The sequence below is a fragment of the Seongchinamella unica genome, from assembly GCF_004354085.1.
GTDB lineage: Bacteria > Pseudomonadota > Gammaproteobacteria > Pseudomonadales > Halieaceae > Halioglobus > Halioglobus unicus.
In genome coordinates, this window is sequence record NZ_SMSE01000001.1 from 853,237 (window position 1) to 865,528 (window position 12,292).

Consider the following 12,292-nt stretch of genomic DNA (forward strand, 5'->3'; position numbering starts at 1 on the left):
TCGCTCGACCTCTGCGCTGTCACTCGCCAAAGTTGTAGATCATCTCAAAGCCATAGGTGCGCGGCGGACGTGTTGCCGCGTAGGACCAAAGCCCCGCCACGTCATAGCCGTGAATGTAACCGTCCTCGTCGGTCAGGTTGCGACCAAAGAGGCTGAAAGTGAAACTGTTTATCGAGTAGTTCACTGAGGCATCGAGCAGGTTCTGTGCATCGTTTTCCAGTTCCGGTGCGTTGGTCACATTGACGAAGTTTTCGCCAATGTAGTGATAGGCACCGCGAACCCAGGCGGTACCGCCGGCCATATCCCACTCATAGGTGGCGTCCAGCGAAGCCGTTAGATCAGGAGCGCGACGAAACTCCAGGCCGGACAAGTCGACAATACCGCCAGCCAGGTCGGTATACTGGAAGTCATCGTATTCGGAGTCGAGGTAACCCAGGTTGGCACGCAGGCTCAGCCCCTCACCGATAAAGGCCTGGATATCCAGCTCTACGCCCTGCAGGGTAGCGCTGGCCGCATTCGTCACCACCGTCTTCTGCCCGGTGTCGTTATCATCCGGGAGCTGCAATTCTTCCTGCTTGTCGTCGTACTCGATGTAGAAAACATTGGCGTTGACGCGCAGGCGGTTGTCCAGCCACTCGGACTTGATGCCAAGTTCAAAGTTGTCGACCGTTTCCGGGTCATAGGGCTCCCGCGCCTCCGCCAGGTTAGCCACCCGACCATTGAATCCGCCACTGCGGTAACCATTGGAGTAGGTGGCGAAGAGCATGACGTCATCGTTGAGGGTGTAGCTGACGCCAACTCGCGGTGTGAACTCGTCCCACTCGTCGTCCGGGTGGTCGCTGAATTCGCCGCTGATTGTATTGACGATACCGTACTGCCGGCTCTCTTTCTCGTCTTCGGTGTAGCGCCCGCCCAGGGTAATGGACAGGGCGTCGGTCAGCTTGTAATCCGCCTCAAAGAACAGCGCCCGGGAATCGGTTTCCTGGCTGGAATACTGGTAGATATCCAGAAACTGACCAGGAAAATCCGGGTTAAAACCAATGTAGCTGTTCAGATCGATGGAATACTCGGAGTTCCACAGATAGGCGCCGGCGACGAAGGTCAGCCGCCCACCCGCATCGTAGGTGAGGCGAAGTTCATGGCTGTCCTGCTCGTAATCCGCGGGTCGGTCGGTCCCGTAGAGGAGCTCCGGCGTTCCGTCCCAGTTTGACAGGATAGTCTCCTCCGACTCCCACCGGCCGTAGAGGTAGTCCACGCGGTATTTCTCGTTGAGGTCCCAACGCAGCTCGAAGGTGTGGGCGTCGGTATCGAAGGTGGCCTCCATCGGCACTGATGCCACCTGGTCAGGGTTCAGCACCACAAAGGGATTATTGCGGTTGGCGAGCTTGCCCGCGGGGCGATAACCGGTCTGTGCTATCTTGCGTCGGTCGCCGGTAATCGGCTTGTCCAGTGAGGGAGAACAGTAGCCGAATCCCGAGCAGAACGCGTGCCGCGGCTGCGCGGTGTTCAGCAGTGGCGGTGTATCCTGGTCCGTCTCCTCGTTCTTGTAGGTGTACTCCAGTGCCAGGTTATCGGTGGCTTCCCACAACAGGTTCACGCCCCAGGAGCGGTAATCGTTGCGGCCCGCGTCTTTGTTGAGGGTTACATTGTCGTAATACCCTTCCCGCTGATCTCGTTTCGCCAGACTGATCTTGGCGGCAAAATCCTCACCGATACCAAAGTTGAAGATGCCATCCGCGTAGTAGGTGTCGTAATTCTCAAAGCCCAGGCGAAGCTTCGCCCCCGGCTCGCCGGTGGGCTGGGTGGTAGTGATATTGATCAGGCCACCAATGGTGTTGCGACCGAACAGGGTACCCTGGGGCCCACGCAGCACCTCGATGCCTGCCAGGTCGATGCTACGCAGAAGCGAACCGGCGTTGGCGCCGATAAATATGCCGTCGACGACCACACCGACCGCCGGATCAAAGTTTTTCTCCACGTCGGCAACGCCGATACCCCGGATGAATATGGCGGCCACACCACCGGGGCCCTGAGCCGTGTCATCGATAATCAGGTTGGGTGAAACACTGGCCAGGTCGGAAATGTCACGAGCGAAGCTCCGCTCTATTTCCGTCTTGCTCAGGGCGCTCACGGCCAGACCCACGTTCTGCATACTCTCCTCACGTTTCCGGGCTGTAACCACGATTTCTTCCAGTGCGCCGTCGGCGGCAAATACACTGGGCGACGTTGCGAGTCCAGCTGCGGTGGCAATGGCAAGGGACAGTGCGGTGCTTTGGGTTTTAATGCTCATAGTCGGTGCTCTCACTCTGCTTATGTTGTCGATTAATCGGGTGTTACTTACCGTGCATCATGAACTTGCGGGTGACGCCAGACGGGTGCCTGGCACGGGGTTGAAATAATGAATGCGAACGTCACGTTCGCGGATTTTCCAGGTGCCCTGGCGACGCTGCAGGGTGTCGTAATAGGTTGCCCCGACTATCTGGCAGACGTCTTCGTCAACCAGGGTGCCGACGCAGTCCACGTCGCACACGGCGGTGGCGTTGTCGGCGTCGAGAAAGCGGATGGTATGGTTCGTAGCCAGGTGGTGACTCTCCTGCCAGGCTGGCCAGAGCACGTCGTGGATCGCGACGCGAATCCCCTCATGCCCCTCAAAACGACCGAACGGCGGGCCAATATCCCACACGCAGTCATGCCACCAGATGGCCAGGAATCGCTCGTAATCGCGCTTGTCAAAACCGTGGCAGTAATCCGACGCCAGATCCCGGATTGCGATCCGGCTCTCCAGTTCGTCGATACGGTCGAGCAGCTTTTCAATTACCGCTTCTGTATTTCCCATACCCCAGATCCAGACTCTTGGCTCATTGCAGGTCACTGCCCTCACCGGCACCACCCTGCTGTTGTCACTATTATCTTGTTTTGAACAAGCAAGTTAAATGGAAACTATTCGCAAGTCAACACTTCGGCAGCGGTCATGGGGCTCCTCGTCGTGCCGCTGTCCAGCTTACTCAGGCAAGGCAAAGACATACAGCGCCTGCCCATTGGTGGGTTGGTAGATTTCCGGACTGACCGTCGCCGTCAGGGCCCGAAACACACCGATACCCGTCGGTACCGCTATGTACTGCCGGCCCGCCACGCTGTAACTGATCGGGTAGCCGTGCAGGGGAGCCCCCAGGCGCGTGCGCCAGAGGCGTTCGCCACTGTTGACATCGAAGGCGCTGAAGTAGCGATCCACGTCGCCAATAAACGCCAGCTCACCTGCCGTGGTCAGCGCGCCGGTCAGAAACATCGCTCGCTGCTCCACGCTCCAGCGCTCCTGCAGCGTCTCCACATCCCAGGCCGCCAATCGGCCCAGATTACCTTCGACACCGGGCATCTCGTAAGTACGCGAGTCGCCACCGTAGCCTCCGGCACCCAGCGCGATATCCACTTTGCGCCCGACGAGATCAGAACACAGCTGGTGCAGTGGGATGATGAGGGAGCGCGTCTCCGGGCTGTAGGCCGTAGCCTGCCAGTTATGCCCCCCATAAATACCCGGACAGGCCTGAATGGTATCGCCGATACCCGCATCGAGGATGTCCTGGCGATAATTGACCCGTCCAGCCACCTTGTCCACGCTGGCGTATATGTTTTGCGCCAGGGTTTCCGCGAGCCCGATAAATTCGCCGGTGGCGGCATCCAGTTGCCAGAGCACACCGTCCTTGCCGATAGTGTACAGGCGCTTTTTCCCGCCCACCTCGATCAGCACACGCTCAAAACCCACCTCCATGTCAATGGTCTCGCCGGGTATATGCTGGAAGTACCAGGCGATCTCGCCCGTGCGGGGACGTATTGCCAGCGTGGAATTGGTGTAAAGTGCGGCATCCCGGGCGGACATCCCGCGACTCGCAGCCACCCAGGGCTTGGCCTGAGACGTGCCGATAAAAAACAGGTCCAGTTCGGCGTCGTAACTCCCGGCGATCCAGCTGTCTGCACCGGCCCTGAGTTCGGGGGGCAGTCCCGCCCAGGATGCATTGCCAGGAGACCCCGGCAGTGCGATGGTCGAGGTACGCCACAATTCCTTGCCCGTCTGCGGGTCGTGGCCAGTGATGAAGCAGCCCGCTTCAGTATAAAGTTCACAGCCGTTGATGCCGCTCAGTACGACACCACCACCGACGATAGGCCCCGCGGTATGGGTGTAGGCCTGCCGATAGTCAGCTTTCGGGGTCCGCCAGACCTGCTCGCCGGTGCGGGCATCAATGGCCACGATGGCCGCATCGTAGGTCGCGAGAAAAATCTTGTCCTCGTACAGGGCTATATTGCGTACCGGCCCACCCAGGGTACGGGCCTCTGGTGGAAAACGATATTGATATTCCCAGATGACCGTGCCCGTGTCGGCCGCCACGGCCTGCACCTTGTTCCCCGGATGGGTGAGATACATCACCCCGTCATGTACCAGAGGCGTGACCTGGTTACTGCCATCCGCCATGGCCAGCGACCAGACCAGGGTCAGGTCATCCACATTGCGCCGGTTGACCTGGTCAAGGGGACTGTAACCCCAACCATCCCGGGTGCGGCGCCAACTCAACCAGTCGGCGGCCGCAGGGTTATCCAGTTCTTCCTCGGTGACCGGAGTGAAGGCGGGCAAGGGCCGGTTGCTGAAACCCGATTTGCTTCGAGCGGCGGCATCAATGGTATCGGCCGAGCCCCAGCTCTCCAATGCCTGCCCCGCTTCGATCTCCAGCGGTTCCCCGCTGGCAATGGATAGCGGGGCCTCGGCACTGAGCACTGCCGGCAAGGCCAGGTCATTACTGCTGAGCAGGTAGGCGACGATAGCGAGATGCTGCTCCTCGTCCAGGCCGGCGCCTTGCCCGGGGGGCATATTGGCCTGGTTGAAGCGCAGCAGCGCCGTGGAATTGCGATCGCCCCACCGATCCATAAAAGCCGTTCCGCTCAGCGCGGTACCGTGGGCGGAACCGCGCAAGGTCATGGAGTGACACTGCGAACAGTTGGCGTTATACAACGCCTTGCCGGTTTGTAACTGCAGGGCGAGCCCACCGTCCTGTGCGCCAACGGCGATGGTCGAGAGCAGCGAATACAAGGATACAAGGCCAACCAGGGTAAATTTCAAGACGGCATCTCCAGTTACTTGTTTAAAACAAGGAAATGCAATGATAGCAGCCGGGGCCGGAACATCGCCACCACTATTGCGATGCTCAACTACGACCGAACGGACGTTCAGGATGCTTTCTGCTGCCGCGGGAGGCAAACCGGCGTTGACTGGATATGATCGCTGGCCGCTGTGGAGCAGCGCATCCAATATTGCCCACCAGCCTGTGTTACCACTGGCAGAGACCTGTGCCCGGCAATAAACTCCGCATAAAAGACCGCTCTGCTGTTGCCATTGAACGCGTCTCTGGCGGCATTTTTACCACCCATGATGCTGTCCAATTGCATTACCCAACTACAGTCGGCTCCGCCCCACCTTCGCCACTTTCACTCATCATACTCAGGCTCATCCACCGGCGATTCCAGCACCGGCTGCTGTTCCGCGTCGGTGTCGTCGGCCACCGGTGAGTCCAGTGATGTCTCCTCCCCGGTGTGCTCTGGCGGCGTGCTGGTGGGCTGGTCTGAATCATGGATGGGAAGCTCTTCTATCGGTGCATTGATGCCAATGTGGTAGGCGGCATAGCCGGGCATGACCACCTGGTCGTAGGCCATGCCCAGGACGCGACCGGGGAACGGCGAAAGAATACTGGTGCTGACATTGGTAATGGGGTTGATCACCGTGCCCAGCAGTTCATCCTGGTCTACCCGCTCACCCAGCTTGACCACGCTCTGCAGAATGCCGCCGGAGTCAGCGCGCACCCAGCGCGATTCGTAATACACCGGCTCCCTGGCACCCCAGGTGCGCCTCCGGTCGACCATGCCCAGGTGGTTCATCAATGTCTTGATGCTTTTCACGCTGTGGCTGATCGCCTCTTCCTGCAAGCGAATGGGGCCCCCGGCCTCGATGGTGACGGCCGGAATACCGTGCTCCGTCGCCGAGCGGCGCAGGGTGCCCACGGCGCCCGCACTGTGCAGGATCGTGGTGGCACCAAAGCCCTGGGTGAGGTCCAGCACCGCCTGGTTGGACAGATCGGCGCGTAACTGCGGCAGGTTGGTCCGGTCGAAGGAGCCGGTATGCAGGTCGATCAGCGCACTGCAGTGCTGGATAACTTCATTGAAAAAGGAGAAGGCTATGCGGGCGGCGGCACTGCCGTTTTCATACCCGGGGAAGTAGCGGTTGAGGTCACGGCGATCCGGCAGGTAGCGTGATCCGCGCTGGAAGCCCTGCATATTGACGATAGGCACACCGATAACCGAGCCGCTCAGTTCTTCCGGGGCGATTGCGTACAGGACCCTGCGCACAATTTCCACGCCGTTGATTTCATCGCCATGCAGTGCCGCGGTGAGACACAGGGCGGGGCCGGGTTTGGCGCCATGGACCACCAGCACGGACGTGGGGCTGGCCAGTCCCTCGAAGGACTGTGCCGGCGACCAGGACAAGCGGGTCGCGGTGCTGGGCCGTACTTCCTTGCCCAGCAGAATCAGTGGCGGCGTTTCTGCGACCTCAGCTTCCGCGGGGATGACCTCCCGTGGTGGCTCTGGTTGCGCTACCGCCGGCCGCGGCGGCTCGGGCTCCTCGGGGGAAACGGGATCACCCAGGTCGACGCTCTCTGCCTGGGGCAGGTGATCAGGCTGATCGGGGAGTGGTGATGCCGGTTCCTCGCCGGCAGGCGCGGTTACCTCGCTCACCGTCTCAACCGCTGAGGTTTCCGTTGCGGCAGCCGTTGCTGTCCCGAGCGCGATGGACAGGGCAAGCGAGATGATTAACCCGCCCCTGGTACCGGTTGTTGCGTTCGTTTGCATCACATCCATTTCACATATCTCACTATCGCAATTCGCAGCGGGTCTTTCACTCCGACTGACCAGCGGTCACCCGGCTTCGGCGATGCCGGAAAACAGTAAACGCAAAGGCGTGGCTGGCATCCACACCGTGAGTCTTTACCTGCTCCGTGGTCCACTCGGTAAAGTCAAAGGCGTCAATATAGGTGTCACCTTCCAGGTCGGCCATGACCACCGTCTCGTATACCTCCTGTGCCTTGGGCAATGCCTCCCGGTAAAGACTGACTCCCCCGATCACGAATACTTTGTCCGCCAGATCAACACACAGCGAGAGTGCCTCCGGCAGTGACCCGGCTCGTGAAACATTGGCCGGCAGGACCAGCTTATCACTGCGGGAAACCACAATATTCCGGCAGCCCTGCAACTCGCTGTTATTTTCCTCATAGGTCCTGCGGCCCATAATCACCGCATTGCCACGGGTGACGCGGAGGAAATGGGCATATTCCTCCGGCAGTTTCCAGGGAAGCTGCCCATCACGGCCTATACAGTGGTTCTCGGACCGTGCGTATATCAGGGAGATCTTCACCAGCTGCCACTCCGAGCGGTCACTGCGGCAACCTCACTCTCACCAATGTCCCAGTCCCTGTTCATGATTTGTCCTGATTTCTTCCAGTAAACCCGGCCCCAACATCCTGGCCAGCGCTGGCTGAACCAACACCCGCTCCTCCAGATGCCGGGCGGAATCCAGATCACCGTTCGGTATTTCCCGGATAGTCGCCTGCCGTTGCCGGGCCACGCGCAGCAGCACTTCGCTGTACAGCTTCTCCTTGTTGCCGAAATGATGCAACAGCGCCTGCCTGTCAGCCCGAGCTCGGTGGAGAAAGCCCTTACGCCGTGACCCGGCGCCCACCGGGATGGCGAGGCGACGCGGATGCAACGTCCTCTGGCTCCGGGCACTATTCGTGTTTTATCAAATTTGCTTCGGGAAAGGCCAAGTTACCTTCACGCCCCCCCACTATAGTGCGAACTGGTTTTTTCACCGAACCCGATAACAACACGAGGACATCACCATGGCACTGCCCGAAACGATCAATCACCAGGACTTCCTGCTGACCCTGGACACCAGCACCCTGCCGCTGGTCAAAAACGCCCTCCCCGGCGTGCACATCTGGCCCCTGTTCCTGGACGCCGAGAATGGCGTCTGGGTCATCCGGGCGAAATTTGAACCCGGTGTCGTGCTGCCCAAGCACTTCCACACCGGCACCGTACACTTCTACACCACTGCCGGCAGCTGGCACTACCTGGAGTATCCGGACCAGCCGCAGACCGCGGGCTCCTACCTTTACGAGCCGGGCGGCTCGGTGCACACCTTCGCCACCGACGCCGACGGTGAGGGCGCGGACGGCTTCATGGTCATCCAGGGTTGTAACGTGAACTTCGATGAAGACGGAAACTTCATCAATATCATGGATGCCGGCTGGATCGAGATGATGGTCCTGGAAGCCGCCAGGGCCCAGGGCCTGGGCGTGCCGAAATACATCAAGCCGGGCGCCGATGCGGGGTATTCAAGCTAACAGCCCGCAACGCGGCGTCACGCCTGGTGACGCTGCTGCCACTGCCGCGGTGAATAGCCGGTCCACTGCTTGAAGCTGCGGCTGAATATCGATGCCTCCGAGTAGCCCAGCTTCAGCGCCAGGTCCGTCACCGACAGGGTGCGGTGCCGCAGGTGCTGTTCTGCCAGCTCCAGTCGCGTCTCCCGCAACAGCTCACCATAGTGACATCCCGCTTCCTGCAAGCGCAGCTGCAGCACCCTGGGATGCATGTCCAGGGTGGAGGCAATCCGCTCCAGACTGCACTCTCCCGTAGACAGTAACTGGCCAATAATCTCTTTCGTCTGGTCACGGAGATTGTCCGGGTAGCGCTCCTGCAGTGTCGCCAGATACTCCTTCAGGTGAGCGCGCAGGCTCTGTTCATCGAATTCCGGCCGGCGGTTCAGCCAGCTGCTGGCAAAGCGCACCCCGTCGAAGCCGCTATTGAAGCGCACCCGCGACAGCAGACGCTCATCCACGCAAGATACGTCCAGGCGGGGCTCGGGCTGCTGCAACATGATCGGGAAACCGGGATTATCCAGCTGTAACAAGTCACAGAGAAAGTTGGCGAGCTGGCCGGCGCTCAGCTGCAGGGTCTGGTCCAGGCCCAGGGAACTCCTCACCTCAATGGTCAGCGACAGCTGGCAACTCTCATCCCGCACCTCAATCCCGAGGCGCACGCCCCGGGCGTGCAGGTAGAGATTTCGATTGACCGCGTCGATCGCCTCACGCACCGTCGGTTGCTGGAACACGGTTATATTGAGATCACCCAACACCGATGAATTCTGGTACTGGGACATCAGCAGGCCAAAGCAATCCTCTTCCAGCCTGCCTGCGGAAAGTTGCAGCAACTCGGCCATTTTGCTGTAGGAAATGTAGGTATTGGGATTGCGCAGCTGGGCTGAACTCAGGCCGACCTCCGCCAGCAACTCAATGGGGTTACCCCCCAGCCGTTTGACCAGCTTTTCATATCCACTGAGGGCACCGCTGCGTACCAGAAACATGGCAGCCTACTCCGGGTCCTGTTCGCAAAATATCAAAACAGCTTCGCAATTTATCAAGCGTATGGCAAGCAAGGGGGCTAACTTACCCCGACTGGAGAACAAGGTGGCTCACTCCGAGGGAGACAGGGCCGAATATGACAGACAAGAGCCCTCCAGGCTCATGACGAAGCCGGTCCAGGGCCGGCTTCGCAAGGTGAACGATGATGAAATCTATCATGATGCGCGACAGTCGCGTAGTGCTTGAAGACGCCCCCATACCCGAGCCGGGGTCCGGCCAGGTCCTGGTGAAGAGCCTGGCTTGCGGTATTTGCGGCTCGGACCTGCACCTGGTGCGTCACTCACGGGAGATCTTCGATTTTTACCGCGAAATCGGCGTGGTTCCTGCCGACACCAACGCCCAGGACCTGGAGATCAACCTGGGTCATGAGTTCTGCGCTGAAATTGTCAGCTTCGGACCCGACACCAACCAGCAACTGGCCATCGGCAGCCGCGTTACCGCAGTGCCAATGCTGCTCGGCGAGCAGGGACAGCTCGGCGTGGGCGTGACCCCCGGCGTTCCCGGCGCCTACTCCGAATACTTCCTGCTGGAAGAAGCCCTGTTGCTGCCGGTACCGGATGCCTTGCCGAACGAGGCGGCGGCCCTCGTCGAACCGCTGGCAGTCGGTCTGCACGCGGTCAATCACGCCCAACCCGAGGCTGACGAGGTCGCTCTGGTGGCGGGCTGCGGCCCCATTGGACTGGCCTGTATTGCCGCGCTTAAACATCTCGGGGTGAAGACCATTGTGGCCAGCGATCCGCTGGCCACAGGGCGCAACAATGCCGCAGCATTTGGCGCCACTCACGTCGCAGATCCAGGCGCGCAGGATGAAATGGCCCTGGCCACGGAACTGGCCGGCGACCGGCGCCTGGTGGTGCTGGAGTGCGTGGGCCTGCCACGGATGATTCCCGACTTTATCCAGCGGACGCCCGAACAGGCCTGCATTGTCTTCACCGGCCTGCACACTGAGCCAGTGCCGTTCAATCCGGCCCATGCCACGGTCAAGCAGCTCAACCTCAAGTTCAGCTATTACTACGAACCGGAAGAATACGCCGCCTGCCTGCAGGTCCTGACCGGGGGCAACATACCCTGGCAGCGCATGATCACCGGCACCGTGGGGATTAACCACGTCCCCGACGCTTTCGCCACCCTGATGCAGCGCAACGAACACGTAAAAGTCATTATCGAACCCTTCTCCAATCATCAGCTGCGGGCCTACCGCTGAGGAATAAAACCATGGATCTTGCAAATAAAGTCGCCGTCGTTACCGGCGCCACCGGCGGCATCGGCGCCGAAATCGTACGGGAATTTGTCGAGCAGGGAGCGAAAGTGCTGGTGGTGGACCTGGACCAGGCGCAGGCTGACACACTGGCAGCGAGTTACGGCAGCGCCGCCGCCGGCTTTGCCTGCGATGTTACCGATTATGCCCAGGTTGAGGCGATGCTCGACGCGGCTGTCGACAACTTTGGCACCCTGGACGTGGTCATCAACAATGCGGGGGTGGGCCTGCCCAAACTGTTGCTGGAACACAACCCCGCCGAGGACTGGGAGCTGGTGACCAGCGTCAACCAGAAGGGCGTCTACCATGGCCTGGTGGCGGCGGGGAAGAAGTTCGTCGACCTGGGCAAGCCCGGGGTGATTCTTAATGCCTCTTCGGTTTACGGCCAGATGGCTGCGGAAATGACCTTCGTTTACAACGTCAGCAAAGCCGCCGTGGACATGATGACCAAGTGCGCGGCACTGGAGTTCGCTCCCCACAATATTCGCGTGGTCGCCGTCGCGCCGGGCAGGGTCGACACCCCCATGTTACGCCAGTACGAGGCGCTGGGCCTGTGGGATCACATCCGCCACGAACAGATGCGCGCAGCGTTCACCCAGCCCGTGGAGATTGCCAACGTTTACGCCTTCCTGGCCTCGGACCGGGCCAACTGCATAAACGGCACTACCGTGAGCGCCGACGACGGCTTTACCAGTTTCAAATACCCCCTGCTCGACTGAACCAAGGGGGTGGAAAGCGGGACCCTGAACACCTGCTATGATGGGTGTTCACGCCTGCCCTGCAAGAGTGCCGCATGAACAGTCCAGCCACACCCATGCCGTTGCGCGTCGACATCGTCTCCGATGTGGTCTGCCCCTGGTGCATCATCGGTTATAAGCAATTGCAACTTGCCCTGGCGCAATTAGCGGGGCGGTTCGAGGTGGATCTGCACTGGCACCCCTTTGAGCTCAATCCCCAAATGCCGCCGCAAGGGCAGGATCTGCGTGAACACCTGGCACAAAAGTACGGGACCACGCCGGAGCAGAGCCAGGCGGCACGCGCCCGACTGACAGAGCTGGGCGCCTCCCTGGGGTTTGTGTTCGACTACTATGACGGTATGCGCATGGTCAACACCTTCCGCGCCCACCAGCTATTGCACTGGGCAGCACTGGAGGGGCGCCAGACCGATCTCAAGCTCGCCCTGTTCGACGCGTTTTTCAGTCAGCGACAGGATGTCAGTGATATCGACGTACTGGCGGCAACCGCAGGCAAAGCCGGCTTACCCGCCGCAACGGCAAGGGCGGTGCTGGAAGATGCCCGCTTCGCGGATGCGGTTCGCGAAGAGCAGCAACGCTGGCTGGACCGCGATGTCTACGCGGTGCCCACCTTTGTGTTCAATGGTCGCTACCAGGTACCCGGCGCCCAGGAGGCGGAAACCTTCGTGCGGGTGCTCAACAAACTCGCCGACCACGAGGCGGCCTGAGGCCGAAATTGCCCGCCGAGCGGCGAATTTCCAGTCCGGGGATCAGACGGGTAAAGT

Annotated in this window: 11 protein-coding genes; 4 read left to right on the forward strand and 7 right to left on the reverse strand. The window is 60.4% G+C overall.

Annotation, left to right across the window (positions count from 1 at the left end; all coding sequences use genetic code 11):
* Nucleotides 1-19: 19 nt before the first annotated feature.
* The 6 genes from E2F43_RS03705 to E2F43_RS03730 all read right to left on the reverse strand — a co-directional run bounded on the left by E2F43_RS03705 (nt 20) and on the right by E2F43_RS03730 (nt 7,801).
* Entirely contained in the window at nt 20-2,290 is a 2,271-nt protein-coding gene (locus tag E2F43_RS03705; RefSeq protein ID WP_133209665.1) for a TonB-dependent receptor, read from the reverse strand.
* 57 nt (nt 2,291-2,347) lie between these two features.
* Nucleotides 2,348-2,836, reverse strand: coding sequence for a nuclear transport factor 2 family protein (locus E2F43_RS03710; RefSeq protein ID WP_133209667.1), 489 nt, complete (start codon nt 2,834-2,836; stop codon nt 2,348-2,350).
* 165 nt (nt 2,837-3,001) lie between these two features.
* Nucleotides 3,002-5,107 (reverse strand): outer membrane protein assembly factor BamB family protein, encoded by a 2,106-nt coding sequence (locus tag E2F43_RS03715; RefSeq protein WP_238946734.1) that lies wholly within the window; start codon nt 5,105-5,107, stop codon nt 3,002-3,004.
* A 365-nt stretch (nt 5,108-5,472) separates the two neighbouring features.
* Complete coding sequence (locus E2F43_RS03720; protein WP_238946782.1) at nt 5,473-6,888, reverse strand: succinylglutamate desuccinylase/aspartoacylase family protein; 1,416 nt, start codon at nt 6,886-6,888, stop codon at nt 5,473-5,475.
* A 46-nt stretch (nt 6,889-6,934) separates the two neighbouring features.
* Nucleotides 6,935-7,450 (reverse strand): dihydrofolate reductase, encoded by a 516-nt coding sequence (locus E2F43_RS03725; RefSeq protein ID WP_165954180.1) that lies wholly within the window; start codon nt 7,448-7,450, stop codon nt 6,935-6,937.
* A gap of 39 nt (nt 7,451-7,489) precedes the next feature.
* Nucleotides 7,490-7,801 (reverse strand): hypothetical protein, encoded by a 312-nt coding sequence (locus E2F43_RS03730; protein ID WP_133209673.1) that lies wholly within the window; start codon nt 7,799-7,801, stop codon nt 7,490-7,492.
* 133 nt (nt 7,802-7,934) lie between these two features.
* On the opposite strand from E2F43_RS03730, the gene E2F43_RS03735 reads away from it, so the two are divergent.
* Entirely contained in the window at nt 7,935-8,438 is a 504-nt protein-coding gene (locus E2F43_RS03735; RefSeq protein WP_133209675.1) for a 2,4'-dihydroxyacetophenone dioxygenase family protein, read from the forward strand.
* Nucleotides 8,439-8,455: 17 nt separating this feature from the next.
* Here E2F43_RS03735 and E2F43_RS03740 read toward each other — a convergent pair whose 3' ends face one another.
* Nucleotides 8,456-9,457 carry a helix-turn-helix transcriptional regulator gene (locus tag E2F43_RS03740; RefSeq protein WP_133209677.1) on the reverse strand — a complete coding sequence of 334 codons (1,002 nt, stop codon included), beginning with the start codon at nt 9,455-9,457 and terminating at the stop codon, nt 8,456-8,458.
* 203 nt (nt 9,458-9,660) lie between these two features.
* Between E2F43_RS03740 and E2F43_RS03745 the strand changes: the two genes are divergently transcribed.
* From E2F43_RS03745 to E2F43_RS03755, 3 genes are all read left to right on the forward strand, one after another.
* Nucleotides 9,661-10,719: a zinc-binding dehydrogenase gene (locus tag E2F43_RS03745; RefSeq protein ID WP_238946735.1), complete on the forward strand. Its 1,059-nt coding sequence runs from the start codon at nt 9,661-9,663 to the stop codon at nt 10,717-10,719.
* 11 nt (nt 10,720-10,730) lie between these two features.
* Entirely contained in the window at nt 10,731-11,492 is a 762-nt protein-coding gene (locus tag E2F43_RS03750) for an SDR family NAD(P)-dependent oxidoreductase (RefSeq protein ID WP_133209681.1), read from the forward strand.
* Nucleotides 11,493-11,566: 74 nt separating this feature from the next.
* Nucleotides 11,567-12,235, forward strand: a complete 669-nt coding sequence (locus E2F43_RS03755) for a DsbA family oxidoreductase (protein WP_238946736.1) — start codon at nt 11,567-11,569, stop codon at nt 12,233-12,235.
* Nucleotides 12,236-12,292 lie beyond the last annotated feature (57 nt).